Source organism: Salinimicrobium tongyeongense, assembly GCF_026109735.1.
Classification (GTDB): Bacteria; Bacteroidota; Bacteroidia; order Flavobacteriales; family Flavobacteriaceae; genus Salinimicrobium; species Salinimicrobium tongyeongense.
In genome coordinates this window covers 2302037-2317273 of the sequence record NZ_CP069620.1, presented here as the reverse complement: position 1 = coordinate 2317273, position 15237 = coordinate 2302037, and the positions used below count along the sequence as shown (strand labels likewise).

16 protein-coding genes are annotated in these 15237 nt (G+C 43.6%); 9 read left to right on the top strand and 7 right to left on the bottom strand.

Features of this window, described 5'->3' with window-relative positions:
- Positions 1-54 precede the first annotated feature (54 nt).
- From dacB to JRG66_RS10285, 8 genes are all read left to right on the top strand, one after another.
- Positions 55-1296 carry a D-alanyl-D-alanine carboxypeptidase/D-alanyl-D-alanine endopeptidase gene (gene dacB / locus JRG66_RS10320; RefSeq protein ID WP_265162685.1) on the top strand — a complete coding sequence of 414 codons (1242 nt, stop codon included), beginning with the start codon at positions 55-57 and terminating at the stop codon, positions 1294-1296.
- Between the two features lie 41 nt (positions 1297-1337).
- Complete coding sequence (locus tag JRG66_RS10315) at positions 1338-2393, top strand: S66 peptidase family protein (RefSeq protein WP_265162684.1); 1056 nt, start codon at positions 1338-1340, stop codon at positions 2391-2393.
- 262 nt (positions 2394-2655) lie between these two features.
- Positions 2656-3297, top strand: a complete 642-nt coding sequence (locus JRG66_RS10310; protein ID WP_265162683.1) for a hypothetical protein — start codon at positions 2656-2658, stop codon at positions 3295-3297.
- Positions 3298-3314: 17 nt separating this feature from the next.
- Positions 3315-4169 (top strand): 23S rRNA pseudouridine(2604) synthase RluF, encoded by an 855-nt coding sequence (gene rluF, locus JRG66_RS10305; protein ID WP_265162682.1) that lies wholly within the window; start codon positions 3315-3317, stop codon positions 4167-4169.
- Between the two features lie 53 nt (positions 4170-4222).
- Positions 4223-4462 (top strand): DUF7218 family protein, encoded by a 240-nt coding sequence (locus JRG66_RS10300; RefSeq protein ID WP_265162681.1) that lies wholly within the window; start codon positions 4223-4225, stop codon positions 4460-4462.
- A 2-nt stretch (positions 4463-4464) separates the two neighbouring features.
- Entirely contained in the window at positions 4465-4890 is a 426-nt protein-coding gene (locus JRG66_RS10295) for a VOC family protein (RefSeq protein WP_265162680.1), read from the top strand.
- 11 nt (positions 4891-4901) lie between these two features.
- On the top strand, positions 4902-5921 hold the full coding sequence (locus tag JRG66_RS10290) for an AI-2E family transporter (protein ID WP_265162679.1): 1020 nt from the start codon (positions 4902-4904) through the stop codon (positions 5919-5921).
- 17 nt (positions 5922-5938) lie between these two features.
- The gene (locus JRG66_RS10285; protein WP_265162678.1) at positions 5939-6346 is read left to right on the top strand and encodes a YkvA family protein; all 408 of its coding nucleotides are present in this window, start codon (positions 5939-5941) and stop codon (positions 6344-6346) included.
- 10 nt (positions 6347-6356) lie between these two features.
- Here the strand turns inward: JRG66_RS10285 and JRG66_RS10280 are convergent, their stop codons facing one another.
- The 4 genes from JRG66_RS10280 to argS form a co-directional block, all read right to left on the bottom strand.
- Entirely contained in the window at positions 6357-7256 is a 900-nt protein-coding gene (locus tag JRG66_RS10280; protein WP_265162677.1) for a bifunctional 5,10-methylenetetrahydrofolate dehydrogenase/5,10-methenyltetrahydrofolate cyclohydrolase, read from the bottom strand.
- Positions 7257-7322: 66 nt separating this feature from the next.
- Positions 7323-7697: a four helix bundle protein gene (locus JRG66_RS10275; RefSeq protein WP_265162676.1), complete on the bottom strand. Its 375-nt coding sequence runs from the start codon at positions 7695-7697 to the stop codon at positions 7323-7325.
- 59 nt (positions 7698-7756) lie between these two features.
- Entirely contained in the window at positions 7757-9085 is a 1329-nt protein-coding gene (gene ffh, locus JRG66_RS10270; RefSeq protein WP_265162675.1) for a signal recognition particle protein, read from the bottom strand.
- Between the two features lie 321 nt (positions 9086-9406).
- Complete coding sequence (gene argS / locus JRG66_RS10265) at positions 9407-11176, bottom strand: arginine--tRNA ligase (RefSeq protein ID WP_265165434.1); 1770 nt, start codon at positions 11174-11176, stop codon at positions 9407-9409.
- Between the two features lie 111 nt (positions 11177-11287).
- Between argS and JRG66_RS10260 the strand changes: the two genes are divergently transcribed.
- Positions 11288-11728, top strand: coding sequence for a hypothetical protein (locus JRG66_RS10260; protein WP_265162674.1), 441 nt, complete (start codon positions 11288-11290; stop codon positions 11726-11728).
- Between the two features lie 47 nt (positions 11729-11775).
- Here JRG66_RS10260 and ctlX read toward each other — a convergent pair whose 3' ends face one another.
- The 3 genes from ctlX to JRG66_RS10245 form a co-directional block, all read right to left on the bottom strand.
- A complete protein-coding gene (gene ctlX, locus JRG66_RS10255; protein WP_265162673.1) occupies positions 11776-12708 on the bottom strand; it encodes a citrulline utilization hydrolase CtlX in 933 nt (310 codons plus the stop codon).
- Positions 12709-12714: 6 nt separating this feature from the next.
- Positions 12715-13629: a dimethylarginine dimethylaminohydrolase family protein gene (locus tag JRG66_RS10250; protein ID WP_265162672.1), complete on the bottom strand. Its 915-nt coding sequence runs from the start codon at positions 13627-13629 to the stop codon at positions 12715-12717.
- A 191-nt stretch (positions 13630-13820) separates the two neighbouring features.
- Positions 13821-15110, bottom strand: coding sequence for a citrate synthase (locus tag JRG66_RS10245; RefSeq protein ID WP_265162671.1), 1290 nt, complete (start codon positions 15108-15110; stop codon positions 13821-13823).
- Between the last annotated feature and the right edge of the window lie 127 nt (positions 15111-15237).

The window sequence follows — 15237 nt, the reverse complement described above, 5'->3', positions numbered from 1 at the left end:
TTAATTCTGCTTCTTTTTCTCTTCAGCTCCTGCTCCTCCTCGCGTAAGCTCACTATGGAAGCACAAAGCACCTTAGAAGAATACCCAGCTTTTAAAACAGGATTTTCCGGAGTCTATATCTACGACCCGGCTTCCAAAAAAGTGGTTTTTGAACATAATTCTGGAAAATATTTTACTCCGGCCTCAAACACCAAATTATTTACCTTTTATGCAGGCTTAAAAACCCTGGGTGATTCTGCTGCAGGTCTTGAGTACGTGATCAAGGGTGATTCCCTGATCTTTAGAGGGACGGGCGAACCTTCTTTTTTATACGACAAGCTCGACTCAACAGCCGTTGTTTATGACTTTCTGAAGGAAAGAGATGAAAGCCTGTTTTACGCACCGCCCATAGTGGAAGAAAAGCATTTTGGCCCCGGCTGGTCATGGGATGATTACAATTACTACTATTCGGTAGAACGCTCTGCCATGCCCATCTACGGAAATTACGCCAGGTTCACCTCTAATCCACAGGGAGAAATCCCGGTTGCCAAACCATTATATTTTGAAGAATTACTTCGGAAGGATTCACTGGCTACGGGAGGCAGTTTCGGGGTGCTGCGCGATAGAAATCAGAATATTTTTCGATACCATGCTCCCGAAACAGCGGAAAACCGAAGCCGAATTGTTCCTTTTATTCCTTCGCCCCAGCTGCTAACGCAGTTACTGAGCGACACTCTAAAAAAACCGGTTAAACTGCTGGAGGCCCAAAAAGCCGATTTCAGAAATAGTAAAATTCTCTACAGCATTCCTACAGATAGCCTGTACAAGCGGATGCTCCAGGTTAGCGACAACTTTATAGCCGAGCAGCTGCTGCTTATGGGTTCCAGGGAAATATCTGATACGCTTAAAACCGATATTGCCATTGATTATATAATGAAAAATCACCTGCAGGACCTTTCTCAGGAGATAAAGTGGGTAGATGGCTCTGGTTTGTCCATCTACAATAAATTCACTCCTAAAACAGTGGTAGAGCTCCTGGAAAAGATCTCTAAAGAGGTGCCTCAAAAAAGGCTTTTTGAGCTGCTCCCTGCCGGAGGTGAATCTGGCACCATCAGGAACTTCTACAAAGCCGAAGAACCATACATTTATGCTAAAACCGGCACAATCAGCAATGTTCATGCTTTAAGCGGCTACTTAAAAACCAAAAGCGGGAAGGTGCTCATCTTCAGCTTTATGAACAATAATTACATGGTTCCTTCCGCAGAAATAAAAGCAGGCATGGAGATGATTCTGCGGAATATTCATTTAAATTATTAGTTTTATGGAGGCTCAAAAATGCCATTTTTAAAACATATTTCATGCAAAGACGAAATTTCCTTCGCAACCTGGGCCTTGGCAGCCTTGCAATTCCCTTTCACAGTTTAGCCAGTTCAGTTCCGGTTGCGGCAGCTTTTCAGGATATCACCAAACCCAAACGCCTCTCAACAGGTGACACCATAGGTATAGTGAGCCCTGCGGGGGCCATATATGAATCTGAACCTTATGAAATTGCTGTGGAATCTATGCAGGCACTGGGCTTAAAGGTGAAGCTGGGAGAATTTGTGCGCACCAGGCACGGCCACCTCGCAGGTACCGATGAACAAAGGGCTTCCGAGTTTAATGACATGTGGCGGGACCCCGAAGTTGATGCCATTATTTGCCTTAGGGGTGGCTCGGGGGCAGCGAGAATCCTGCCACTGCTCGATTATGAGGAAATCAAAAAAAATCCGAAGATATTCATTGGTTACAGCGATATTACCGCATTGCACCTGGCCATCTATGAAAAAACAGGACTCGTCACCTTTCATGGGCCCCTGGCCACCTCCACCTGGAATTCTTTTGCCGCAAATCATTTTAAAGACCTGCTCTTTAATGCTGAAGCCATCGCATATTCTAACCCTATAGACAAGAACGGGTTGCTCGCCCAAACCCGCAACCGCATACGGACTATTACCCCAGGCACTGCAACCGGCGAACTTTTGGGCGGTAACCTCTCGGTGCTTACCAACCTTATGGGCACTCCCTATTTTCCCACCAACTGGAAAAACAAGATCCTGTATCTTGAAGATGTGGGGGAACAAATTTACGCCGTAGACAGGATGATGTCGCAGTTGCAACTGGGAGGAGTTTTGGAGCAGGTAAGCGGGTTTATCTTCGGAAAATGTAGCGATTGCGATCCCGGCGGCGCCGGAGGTTACGGCTCCCTGACCCTAGAAGAAGTTCTGGACCACTATTTGAAGCCATTAAATATTCCGGCATTTTCGGGCAGTATGATTGGCCACATTAGCGATAACTTCACTATTCCCAACGGGATACAGGCTAAAATGAACGCAACCCTCGGAACCTTCAGCCTCTTAAATCCGGCAGTTAGATAATTTAAGCCCGTAAGAAAGTCCGCCAATCCCGTACAATTCTTACTTTTATAAAAAATTTAAAAGGCTTCCAAAAATGGCATTTTCAGAAGATAATTTCTTCAGCATATTAAATTGAAGAAGTTTGCGTTTACTGAAAGATCATTATGGAACTGCAGATTATTAAAACAGACAAAAGCTCTTCATGTAAAGGAAAATACGGGGAAGCAGGAGCCAAAAATAAGAATAACATTAGGGAAAATGACACAAGTAGCTCAAACTACTTATGAAATACCTGAATATAAAACCTCCTATCATGCCTTCAGAAGGGCTGACAGACAAATTAAAATCTAAAACTCACCCAAACATCATGCGAAAAAGTCTTTTACTTCTACTTTTTGTCACTGCCGGTTTTTTTATTTCCTGCGAAAAAGAACAGGATCCTTTTCTCATTACCTCGAATAGTATAGGGCGATTAACCAGTGATATTAAAATTAATCAGCTCGATTCTATCTTTGCTGAAGATTCTCTCGTAAAGCAGGTGAACAACAGCGAACTTTACAGAAAAAGCAACGAAATTGAAGTTTACGACAACCAGGGCAATAAACTCCTGTTGATAGAACCCGTACAGGCATTTGATTCCACAAGCACTATAGGGTTTATTCAGGTACTCGACCCGCGTTATAAAACAGCAAAAGGTTTGGGGAAAGAAAGCACTTTTCAGGATATTGTACAGAACTACGATATTTCAAGAATAGAGAACACCCTTAGCGCAGCCGTTATTTTTATTGATGAACTCAATGTATATGTGACCATTGACAAAAAACAGCTGCCGGTAGAATTGCGCTACGACACCCAAACCCGTATACAGGCTTCACAAATTCCCGATGATGCCAAGATCAAATACTTTATGGTAGACTGGGATTAACCTTTTAAACCTTCTGAATGTCTTCTGAAAATCTTACCCGTTTAAATAAATATTTAAGTGAAGTGGGCTATTGCTCGCGCCGAAAAGCCGATGCGCTCATTGAACAGGGACGGGTAACCATTAATGGCGAAGTTCCCGAAATGGGCACCAAAGTGAGCCCTGAAGATGAAGTACGAGTGAACGGCGAACTCATAGTTCCTCCAAAAAAGGAAAATGTTTACCTGGCTTTCAATAAACCTATTGGCATTGTTTGCACCACCAACCCGGCCGAAAAGAAAAATATCATTGACTACATCAATTTTCCCACGCGTATCTTTCCCATTGGCCGCCTAGACAAACCCAGTGAAGGCCTCATTTTGCTCACCGATGATGGCGACATTGTGAACAAGATCCTTAGGGCGAGGAACAACCACGAAAAAGAATATATAGTCACTGTAGACCGGTTGATCACTCCTGATTTCATAAAAAGAATGTCTTCAGGAATTCCCATTTTAGACACCGTAACCCGTGACTGTGAGGTGGAACAACTAAGCAAATTCGTTTTCAGGATTATTCTCACGCAGGGATTGAACCGGCAGATACGCCGTATGTGCGAATATTTAGGCTATGAAGTGGTAAAGCTAAAGCGAATAAGGATCATGAACATCAAACTGGACGTTCCTGTAGGGCAATATCGCCACATCACCCCCAAAGAACTGGAAGAACTGGACCGCTTAACCGGCGACTCAAGCAAAACCGAAGATGCTTCGGCCGGGACAAATTCGCAAAACCCTCAGCCAAAGTCACCCCCCACTACTCCTAAAAAATCCTTCAGCAAAAAGCCGGAAAACCGTAAAAATTTCCGAAGCAAACGAAGAAACCGGGAATCTTAACACACAATTAAGCAAATGATTGCGCATAACTGCTTAATTTTAAGAAAAAAGTTATGCCAGACAATCGCATCAAAAATGAAGATCAATACGAAGCTCTAAGGGACAAAGGAGCGAGTAAAGAGAAGGCCGCCAGAATTGCAAATTCGAAAAACACCGGCAAAAAAGGCGGTAAAGCTGACAAATATGAAGAGCGCAGCAAAGAAGACCTCTACAACAAAGCTAAAGAGGTGGGGATAGAAGGCCGCTCAAAAATGAGCAAAAAAGAACTCATCAACGCACTACGCAATCACTAAAAATGCAGAAAATTCAGCCATTTCACCTGGCCATTCCTGTAGATAATCTGGAAAAGGCCAGGAAATTTTATAGAGACACTTTAGGCCTGGAAGAAGGCAGAAGCAGCGACCATTGGGTAGATTTCAACTTCTTTGGGCATCAACTCGTAATACACTACAAAGCTGCTTCCGAAACAAGGAATACCGGCAGTAACCCGGTAGACGGAAAAGAGGTGCCAATTCCGCATTTTGGAGTGGTACTGGAATGGGACAGCTTTCAGTCTTTCTCAAAGGAACTGAAAGATAAGAACATCAATTTTGTCATAGCACCCTACATCCGGTTTGAGGGCCAGCCCGGGGAGCAGGCCACGATGTTTTTTAAAGATCCCTGTGGAAATGCCCTGGAGTTTAAGGCTTTTAAAAACATAGACCAGTTATTCGAGAAATAATTACTTTCTAAATGAACAGATTAAAACCATCTTTAGTACGACAGTTGTTCGTACTGCTTCTCATTTTATTCATGCTGGTTTTGATCTTTCGGGAGATTTTGCCGTATCTCTCCGGAGTTCTTGGCGCCATTACCCTGTATGTTGTGCTTAGGAAGCCCATGACCTGGCTGGTAGAAAGAAGCTGGCAGCCTGTACTGGCAGCAGCTTTGCTCATGTTCCTGTCTTTTGTGGGAATTCTTGTGCCCATCACCCTCACTGCCATTATGCTTACCTCAAAAATCGGCAAAGCGGTGGCAAATTCAGAAATGGTACTGCAGGCAGTAAAAAACCAGATCAATGAAGCCGAGATCTACATAGGTTATGACCTGAGCCAGAGTATTGATTCGGCCCGGGTAGCCAACTGGCTCTCGAACAACCTTCAGTCTCTTGGTGCCGGAACCTTCAACGCTTTTATAGCCATAGGCATCATGTATTTTTTGCTCTATTACATGTTGATGAACCGGGAAAAACTAAAAGACATGGTGATCTCATATATTCCTTTAGGCGAAGAAAATCTTGAGGTTATTGGCCAGGAGGGCGACGAAATGGTAAAATCTAATGCCCTTGGAATTCCGCTGGTGGCATTTTTCCAGGGAATAGTCGCCTTGATTGGCTATCTCATCGTAGGGGTGCCCGATCCTTTATTCTGGTTTGTGATCACTGCCATTGGCGCCATGGTGCCTTTCATTGGAACAGCCATAGGCATTGTGCCCGTCACCATCCTGTTATATTCCATGGGCATGGAGTGGCAGGCGGTATTCATTGTCATTTACGGCTTTGTGATCGTAGGGATTACCGATAACATCCTACGCCTTTACATCCTGAACCGCCTCGCCAGTGTGCACCCTCTTATCACCCTTTTTGGGGTTGTGGTTGGGGTGCCGCTGTTCGGATTTATAGGACTTATTTTCGGGCCTTTGCTCGTATCCCTGTTTTTGCTTATCTTAAAGATATATAAGCATGAATACGGAAAAACAGAAAACAAACTTTAATTAAAAAACAAAATGCTATGCTGGAGAATGTAAAAAAGAAGTTCAACAAAGATTACCTCGAGACCGAAATTTCCAAAGTTGATGATGGGGATCTTGAAATGGTCATGAACAATAAAGAGGCCATTGACAAAAAGTTAAACAGTTCGGGCATGAAAAAGTATTCCGAACTTGGAAAACTCATGTTCGGAATGCTTAAAGATTACAGAAAAGGAAAATACACCCAAATGCCGTGGTTTACTATTGCCGCAATTGGATTGACCCTGCTCTATGTTTTCAATCCTATGGATATGCTGCCCGACTTTCTTCCGGGAGTAGGCTATGTAGACGATTTTGCACTTTTCACAGTTGCCGTTCGGTTCATTGAATCTGATCTACACGCTTATCTCGACTGGAAGATCGATGAAGCCAGGCTGCTAAATTCGTAATTAGCAAGATTTAGCTTTTGACGCTTTTTCTCCTTGCACGGTGCGCCTCCCGGGCCAGCAGGGTATTTTTAAGCAGCATGGCAATGGTCATGGGCCCTACTCCGCCGGGAACAGGAGTGATGTAACTTGCCTTTTTTGAAACATTTTCGAAATCTACATCCCCTACTATCCTGTAGCCTTTGGATTTGGCTTCATCGGGAACGCGGGTGATTCCCACATCAATTACTACAGCATCATCTTTAATCATTTCAGCTTTAAGGAAATTTGGAATTCCTACAGCAATGATAATAATATCAGCCTGAGAAGTGATCTGGGTAATATTTTTAGTGAATTCGTGCGTAAGGGTTACTGTAGAGTTGCCGGGAAACCCCTGTCTTCCCATCAGGATACTCATTGGCCGACCCACAATGTAGCTACGTCCAATCACACAGGTGTGTTTTCCTTTTGTGGGAATGTTGTACCGCTCCAGCATTTCCAGGATCCCGAAAGGAGTCGCCGGAATAAAGGAAGTCATATCAAGAGACATCTTCCCAAAGTTGGTAGGGTGAAATCCATCCACATCCTTATCGGGGTTCACTGCCAACAGCACTTTTTGAGTATTGATTTGCGGCGGAAGCGGCAACTGCACTATAAAGCCATCAATATCGTCATTGTTGTTCAGTTCTTCGATCTTTGCCAGGAGTTCAAGTTCACTGGTGTTTGAAGACATGCGGTATTCTGAAGATTCAAAACCCACGCGCTTACAGGCATTCACCTTGGCATTCACGTAAGTTAAGCTGGCACCGTCGCTACCAACAATAATAGCGGCTAAATGCGGGACCTTCTCCCCGCGTTCTTTCATTTTTTGAACTTCCAGGGCAATTTCATCCTGAATGTCGTTGCTTAATTTTTTTCCGTCGAGGAGCTCCATGTTTATAAGTATGCAGTTATTAGTAATCAGTGTTCAGTGATCAGTGATCAGTTTAAAATATGTAATTTATTCTGCCTTCTTCACCCCAAATTTTCCTGGATTTAGGATCATGTAATTTATTAGTTTTCCAACCTCCTCACTCTCACCAACCAGTCTTTGATAATCAATCTTAGGAAGGTAGGAACATCTATAGGCGTATTCAAGCCATACTTGAGTTTCAGAGTTTTCGGCATCTCCATCTGTCAGTTTACTCGTGAAATGTCTTGGATAATCTCGTTTTCTATAAGCTTCAGCAATAGCAGCAGATACACTCCGGGAAGATCTCCTTATTTGATCAGTGAGGGAATAAGTTTCTTCTTTTGGAAAAGATTTTGAAACCTCAAAAATCTGCATTGAAAGTTCAATGGACTTTTGATAAGCAAACAACTCCTGAAATCTCATAATACTGTTTTAGATCATGTTCGCTGCTCACTGAACACCGATCACTGAACACTGACCACTTACTTCATTCCCTTCATCATCTGCATCATCTTTCTTCCGCCGCCGCCCTGCATCATTTTCATCATTTTGCTCATCTGGCTAAACTGCTTTAAAAGCTGGTTTACCTGTTGTACCGAGGTTCCCGATCCTTTTCCGATTCTTTTCTTACGGGATGCATTTATGATTGATGGTTTTGAACGTTCTTCAGGGGTCATGGAGTGAATAATGGCTTCAATAGGTTTGAAAGCATCGTCATCGATCTCCACATCCTTCAGCATTTTTCCCGCCCCGGGGATCATTCCCATAAGGTCTTTCATCGATCCCATCTTCTTGATTTGCTGAAGCTGGTTCAAAAAGTCATCAAATCCAAATTCATTTTTGGCGATCTTCTTCTGAAGTTTTCTCGCTTCCTCTTCATCATACTGCTCCTGCGCCCTTTCAACAAGAGACACCACGTCTCCCATGCCAAGAATACGATCGGCCATACGGGAAGGATAGAAAACATCAATCGCATCCATCTTCTCACCCGTACCAATAAATTTGATTGGCTTGTTAACAACAGATTTAATGGAGATCGCAGCTCCACCACGGGTATCCCCGTCGAGTTTTGTGAGGATCACCCCGTCGAAATTGAGTCGGTCGTTGAAAGCCTTGGCTGTATTCACAGCATCCTGCCCTGTCATGGAATCTACCACGAAAAGTGTTTCCTGCGGCTGGATGGCACTGTGAATATTGGCAATTTCGGTCATCATCGCTTCATCAACAGCAAGACGCCCGGCCGTATCTATAATTACCACATTATGTCCGTTTGCTTTTGCATGTGCAATAGCAGCTTTCGAAATCGCTACCGGATCCTGGTTGCCTTCATCACTAAAAACCTCAACCCCAACCTGGTCTCCTACCACGTGCAGCTGATTGATTGCTGCAGGACGGTAAACATCACAGGCCACCAAAAGTGGTTTTTTTGTCTTCTTTGTTTTTAAGTAATTCGCCAGTTTTCCCGAAAAAGTAGTTTTACCACTTCCCTGAAGCCCCGACATAAGGATCACAGACGGGTTACCTGAAAGATTGATCCCTTCGGCATCTCCTCCCATAAGCGTGGTAAGCTCGTCTTTCACCAGCTTCACCATCATTTGCCCCGGCTTTAAAGCGGTAAGCACGTCCTGCCCCAGTGCCTTTTCCTTTACTTTGCTAGTAAATTCTTTGGCAATTTTATAATTGACATCGGCATCAACCAGGGCCCGCCTCACCTCTTTCAGAGTTTCGGCAACGTTAACTTCGGTAATTTGCCCGTGTCCTTTCAGGACGTGTAAGGCATTATCTAACTTATCGCTTAAACTTTCGAACATAATCTCTCAGATTTAAATACTGCCGGCTTTTACAGGCAGTTGCAAATTTAATGATTTGAGGCTGAAGTGAAAACTTTGAACTTCACATCTGCTACAAAATTGATATTTTTTCGGAAAATTATTTAAAAATAATTTTCCTGAAGAGGTGTCAAAAATGCCATTTTTGACACCTCTTATTTTTTTTACATCTGGTTTCTACTTTCTCTGCCTGACTTCTCGATACAAATTTCCCCCAGCTTCCGCTAGTCAAAATCCACTCGAAGTCACGGCATTTTTCATTTCCCTACTTCTACCTTCATATTTCTAACTTCGTCCTTCGATCTACATTCTCTCCGGCACCTGAATTCCCAGAAGTTCAAATGAAGATTTGATCACATCGCCCACAGCTTTTGACAACTGCACCCTGAACTTCTTCTCAGTTTCATCTTCGGTGCCTAAAATGGTGACATTCTGGTAAAAACTGTTGAATTCCTTTACCAGCTCGTAGGTGTAATTGGCTATAAGCGCCGGACTGTGATTTTCGGCTGCAAGCTGAACGGTTTCAGGGTAAAGCTGAAGCTGTTTTATAAGTTCTTTCTCCTTATCGTTCAGGTTGTAGTCAAAAATAGGATTTGAGTAATCAAATTCTGCTTTTCGAAGAATTGACTGGATTCGGGCGTAGGTGTACTGAATAAACGGACCTGTATTCCCCTGGAAATCTACCGATTCCTCAGGATTGAAAAGAATCCGTTTCCGCGGATCTACCTTCAGGATGTAATATTTTAAAGCACCAAGACCTATGATCTTATACAGCTCCTCCTTTTCAGCTTCAGAATAACCGTCCAGTTTCCCTAGCTCTTCAGAAATATTTTTAGCGGTGGCGGTCATTTCATCAATAAGATCATCGGCGTCTACCACGGTGCCTTCGCGGCTTTTCATTTTTCCGCTGGGAAGATCCACCATTCCGTAGCTCAAGTGGTAAAGATTTTCGGCCCATTCGTAACCCAGCTTTTTCAGGATCAAAAAGAGCACTTTGAAGTGATAATCCTGCTCGTTCCCCACGGTATAAACCATCCCGTTGATGTGGAAATCCTCGACCCGCTGAATGGCGGTGCCAATATCCTGCGTCATGTACACGGCTGTACCGTCACTTCGCAGTACGATCTTTTCATCGAGGCCTTCATCGGTAAGGTCTATCCACACGCTGCCGTCGTCCTTGCGGTAAAAAATGCCTTTTTCAAGACCTTCGGCAACTACGTTTTTCCCGAGCAGGTAGGTGTTGCTTTCGTAGTAATTCTTGTCAAAATCAACTCCCAGTTTTGCGTAAGTTTCCTCAAAACCGTCGTACACCCACTGGTTCATGGTTTTCCAGAGCTCAACAACTTTGGGGTCACCGGCTTCCCATTTACGCAACATTTCCTGTGCATCCTTTAAAATAGGGGCTTCAGCTTTTGCTTCCTCTTCGGTCTTTCCCTGGGCCAGCAGGTATGAAACCTCCTCTTTGTAAGCCTTGTCGAACTTTACGTAGTAGTTCCCCACCAGCTTATCGCCTTTTAAGCCGGAAGTTTCAGGAGTTTCTTCATTTCCGAACCTTTGCCACGCGAGCATGGATTTGCAGATATGAATTCCGCGGTCATTGATGATCTGGGTTTTGTACACCTTTTTTCCTGAAGCCTTCAGGATTTCGGAAACAGAATATCCTAAAAGGTTATTTCTGATGTGCCCTAAATGCAGCGGTTTATTCGTGTTTGGCGAAGAATATTCTACCATAACAGATTTCTCACCCACGGGAGTTCTTCCGAAGTTAGCGTCATCTTTGATCTCTCCGAAGAAATTGAGATAGTAAGCATCGGCCAGAACAATATTCAAAAACCCCTGAACCACATTGAACTTTTCGATCTCTTTGTTGTGCGCCACCAGGTAGTCCCCAATGGCCTCGCCCAATTTTACAGGACTCGTCTTGATTTGCCTTAACATAGGAAAAGTGACAAGGGTAATATCCCCTTCAAAATCCTTTCGGGTGGGTTGAAATTCCACCGTTTCGAGCTCAACGCCAAATATATTATTAACCGCTTCCTTTACCTGTGCGGCGAGTACATCCTGAACATTCATGTTTTTCATTTTTTTTACCTGCAGGCTTCTACAGGAAGTGGCAAAGATAACAGAATTTTGAGGTTGTATAAAGGGTTTGAGCGCAAATGCTTACCTTTAGAAAAAAAGAAAATGCTACTGAATATTTCACAGGATTTTAGCGATAAAAGAGAGGAAATAAACGAGCTGGTAGGCAAACCCTTTAACCTGGAAGAAAGACAGGAGCTACAAAAGACCAGCATTCACGAACTTCCCGTCACCGCCGCCAGCATAGAAATTTACAACCTGCTCGTTCTAAACGAGGGGCAGGCCCAGAAGCACTGCAATATTGAGATGCGCCCAAAAGGTGTTTTGATAAGCTTTAGGGCTGCCGGTGAAACTTATTCGCTCGTGATCCCTTTTTATAAGCTGAAAATTTACAAAGGCCGTGCAGAAGAATATTCATTTTACAAAGACCAGTATTTTATAAAAGTCCATGCCGGTGCCGGGCAGGCTGAAGTACACAGCTTCATTAAAAAACTACGCCACTACAAGGCCGATAAGGCTTTGCCAAGAATTGAAGACCAGGAATGAGGCACCAAAAAAGCCCTTTTTGAAAGGGCTTGAATTTTACTTTTTTCTTACTTCTTCGGAAGGAAAATTTCGGCCAGCATGCAGCGGGCACTGCCGCCCCCACAGGTTTCTATGGTGGTGAGGTCACTGCTTAAGATCTCGCAATGCATCTCAATGGCTGCAATTTGAACCGGAAGCAGACTTTTTCTCGCTGCCTCGCTCATTACCAGGTATTTTTTTCCATTGCTACCCTGTACCTGCAGCATATTACCTGCATAGTGGTGCAACTGGGCTTCAGAAATTTCTATGATCTCCTTGCCGTCAGACTTTAGATGTTTTATGACATTTTTGCGCTCTTTTGCATCGTCTATGCTGTCAAGGCAAATAACCGCAAAATTTTCGGCCAGGCACATCATCACGTTGGTGTGGTAAATGGGCATTCTGCGCCCGTCAACATCCTGGTATGCATTAAAGATCACCGGGGTAAGCTCAAAATCTTCGCAGAATTCTATCAATAATTCTTCACTGGCTCGCGGGGAAAGCGCACAGTAGGCTTTTTCATTGGGCCTGTCTAAAATAAGCACGCCGGTAGATTCAAGAAAAAGCTCTTCCTCCTCGGCGCTGGTATAGTCAATCACATCCTTGATGAGATAACCGGCTGCTTCAATCTTGTCAAATACTTCGGCGCGACGTTCGCGTCTTCGGTTTTCAGCAAAAAGCGGATAGATGGCTGCAGTTGCATCTTCGTGAAAAGTGACCCAGTTGTTTGGAAAAATTGAATCGGGCGTGTCGAGTTTTTCATCGTCATCTACCACGATTACATTCACACCAACATTCCGGAGTTTTTCCACGAAAGCATCGAATTCTTGCTGGGCTTTTTTATTGATCTCTTCCTTGTCCAGGTGCAGACCTTCCTGGAAATAGTTATTCACGGCGGTTTGCTCATTCATCCTGAAAGCCACCGGCCGCACCATTAGTACAGTATCTGTAATTTGTTTCATGTACAATTAATCTCTTATAAGGGGAAGGGTTGAACAGCGCAACAATCCTTCCTGTTTTGCAATTTCGGCGTAAGGCACTTCTTCAACGGTAAGTCCGTTTTCCCTAAGCCAGGTGTTGAGTCGGGTGAAGTTTCTCTCTGAAATCACCACGTCTTCAGAAATAGAAAAGACATTGGAGTTCATATCATACATTTCCTGGCGCGTAACTTCAAAAATATTTTCTTTTCCGAAGAAATTTACCAGCCATTGATATTCATCCTGATTTAAAAATCCGGCGGGATATAATATTGCTTTGCCCCTTCCTACCGGCTGAAAACAGCAATCAAGGTGCAGCGCATTATCCCTTGCCTCGGTATTGGATTTTCTCAGGTTAAAAGACCGCACCTTTTTATTAGGGAACATATTTTTGAGGTGCTCCACCCCCTTGAGATTGGTTCGCGCAGTGATGTACTGGGAATAATCTTCGCCGTAGTAAGCGCCCACAAACAGGTAATCTTCATAGAGCATCACATCGCCACCTTCCACGTGCACATCTTCGGGCAGCTCTATGACCTTTTTGGGATCCATTTGATCGATAACATACTGAATGGCTTCAATCTCTTCTTCCCGGTCGGGCAATATATTGGCCTTTATGAATTTATCATCGATCACAAAAGCTATGTCGCGGGTAAAGATCTGGTTCAGGTCTTTTACCAGGTTGGGCCTGTAAACCTTTACCTCGTATTTCTCAAGTACCTCCCGCACGGCTTCCATTTCCTTCACCATGTCTTCCTCAACGGGGTAGGTCCCGGCCTTGATATGCTCGGCCGACTTCGGGTCGTAGGCATGTTCATACTCAGGTGTTGGACCGGGGCTTTCGGCCGTTCCAAGGATTACAGCTCTAAGACGGGAAGTCTCATTTTTTATATTCAGTTTCATCATAAACCCCCAATTTTGCTGCAAATATAAGAAAAGGAATAATCCTCATAAATACATAAAACCTTTAATTACAGCTCATTTTTTAAATGTTTTTTCCTGCGGAAAATTTAAAGCTCCGCATTAAATAGTCATTTCCTGAAACAAAAAAACTCCACGAAATGTGGAGTTTTTAAGACAATAACTAATTAAGCATACTATCTTTTACTGATATCTTTAAAAGAACGTTTAGTCTCCCCAATATATACCTGTCTTGGACGACCAATTGGTTCTTTTCTAAGTCTCATTTCCCTCCATTGGGCGATCCATCCCGGAAGACGACCAACTGCAAACATTACGGTGAACATTTCGGTTGGGATGCCCATAGCACGATAAATGATACCCGAATAGAAATCTACGTTTGGATAAAGTTTTCTTTCAACAAAGTACGGATCTTCCAAAGCTGCTTTTTCAAGACCTTTGGCGATTTCTAAGATTGGATCTTCTACCCCAAGCTGGCCCAGTACTTCATCGGCTGCTTTTTTGATGATCCTGGCTCTTGGATCAAAGTTCTTATAAACCCTGTGACCAAAGCCCATTAGCCTGAAGGGGTCATCTTTATCTTTGGCTTTTGCGATGAATTTTGAAGTATCTCCACCGTCGGCTTTGATCTCTTCAAGCATTTCGATCACCGCCTGGTTGGCCCCACCGTGAAGTGGCCCCCATAGCGCAGAAACTCCTGCTGAAATTGAAGCAAATAACCCGGCATGGGAAGAACCCACAATTCTCACAGTTGATGTAGAACAGTTTTGCTCGTGATCTGCATGAAGGATAAGCAACTTATCAAGTGCGTTTACCACTACTTTGTTCTGCTTGTAGTTTTTCTTGGGATTATCATCCTGGAACATCATTTTCAGGAAGCTCTCAACATACCCAATGTTGGTATCCTTATTGTAAAGCAACTGGTCTTTCTTCTTGCGAAGGGTCCATGCAGCAAGCACAGGGAATTTTGCAAGGATCTTCACAATGGCCCGGTACATATCTTCTTCAGACTCCACGTTAACCGACTTTGGGTTGAAAGCGGTAAGGGCACTGGTAAGCGAAGCCAGCACTCCCATTGGGTGTGCCGATTGAGGAAAACCTTTAAGCACAGTTTTCATATCCTCATTCACAATGCTTTGATCGAGAATATCGGTATTGAACTTCTGCAACTGACTTTCGGTTGGTAATTCCCCAAAAATTAAAAGATAAGCTACTTCTAGAAAATCGGCTTTTTCAGCCAGTTCTTCTATGGAATATCCCCGGTACCTTAAGATCCCCTCTTCGCCATCAAGAAAAGTAATTGCACTCTCGCAGGCCCCGGTATTCTTGTACCCGGGATCTAAGGTTATTGCTCCACTCTGCCCTCGCAACTGCGTAATATCCAGGGCAACTTCTTTCTCTGTGCCTACAACCATTGGCAGGTCATAGGTCTTTCCATCTATTTTTAAAGTAGCTACTTTTGACATATTTGTTATGGATTTTCTTATGATTTATTTTCAGGATTGCTAATTTACAAAATTCTACCTTAATTTATGGCTGAGCGCGGCTTTTCCTCAATCTATTAAACGCTGAAAACAAGCCTGAAAGAAACTA

What these genes read in the sequence shown, in the direction of transcription:
- JRG66_RS10260 (WP_265162674.1), top strand. Translation starts at nt 11,288, where the DNA reads ATGCTACTGAATATTTCACAGGATTTTAGCGATAAAAGAGAGGAAATA.
- rluF (WP_265162682.1), top strand. Translation starts at nt 3,315, where the DNA reads ATGTCTTCTGAAAATCTTACCCGTTTAAATAAATATTTAAGTGAAGTG.
- JRG66_RS10295 (WP_265162680.1), top strand. Translation starts at nt 4,465, where the DNA reads ATGCAGAAAATTCAGCCATTTCACCTGGCCATTCCTGTAGATAATCTG.
- JRG66_RS10290 (WP_265162679.1), top strand. Translation starts at nt 4,902, where the DNA reads ATGAACAGATTAAAACCATCTTTAGTACGACAGTTGTTCGTACTGCTT.
- dacB (WP_265162685.1), top strand. Translation starts at nt 55, where the DNA reads ATGGAAGCACAAAGCACCTTAGAAGAATACCCAGCTTTTAAAACAGGA.
- JRG66_RS10300 (WP_265162681.1), top strand. Translation starts at nt 4,223, where the DNA reads ATGCCAGACAATCGCATCAAAAATGAAGATCAATACGAAGCTCTAAGG.
- JRG66_RS10285 (WP_265162678.1), top strand. Translation starts at nt 5,939, where the DNA reads ATGCTGGAGAATGTAAAAAAGAAGTTCAACAAAGATTACCTCGAGACC.
- JRG66_RS10245 (WP_265162671.1), bottom strand. Translation starts at nt 15,110, where the DNA reads ATGTCAAAAGTAGCTACTTTAAAAATAGATGGAAAGACCTATGACCTG.
- ffh (WP_265162675.1), bottom strand. Translation starts at nt 9,085, where the DNA reads ATGTTCGAAAGTTTAAGCGATAAGTTAGATAATGCCTTACACGTCCTG.
- JRG66_RS10310 (WP_265162683.1), top strand. Translation starts at nt 2,656, where the DNA reads ATGAAATACCTGAATATAAAACCTCCTATCATGCCTTCAGAAGGGCTG.
- JRG66_RS10275 (WP_265162676.1), bottom strand. Translation starts at nt 7,697, where the DNA reads ATGAGATTTCAGGAGTTGTTTGCTTATCAAAAGTCCATTGAACTTTCA.
- JRG66_RS10250 (WP_265162672.1), bottom strand. Translation starts at nt 13,629, where the DNA reads ATGATGAAACTGAATATAAAAAATGAGACTTCCCGTCTTAGAGCTGTA.
- JRG66_RS10280 (WP_265162677.1), bottom strand. Translation starts at nt 7,256, where the DNA reads ATGGAGCTCCTCGACGGAAAAAAATTAAGCAACGACATTCAGGATGAA.
- argS (WP_265165434.1), bottom strand. Translation starts at nt 11,176, where the DNA reads ATGAATGTTCAGGATGTACTCGCCGCACAGGTAAAGGAAGCGGTTAAT.
- JRG66_RS10315 (WP_265162684.1), top strand. Translation starts at nt 1,338, where the DNA reads ATGCAAAGACGAAATTTCCTTCGCAACCTGGGCCTTGGCAGCCTTGCA.
- ctlX (WP_265162673.1), bottom strand. Translation starts at nt 12,708, where the DNA reads ATGAAACAAATTACAGATACTGTACTAATGGTGCGGCCGGTGGCTTTC.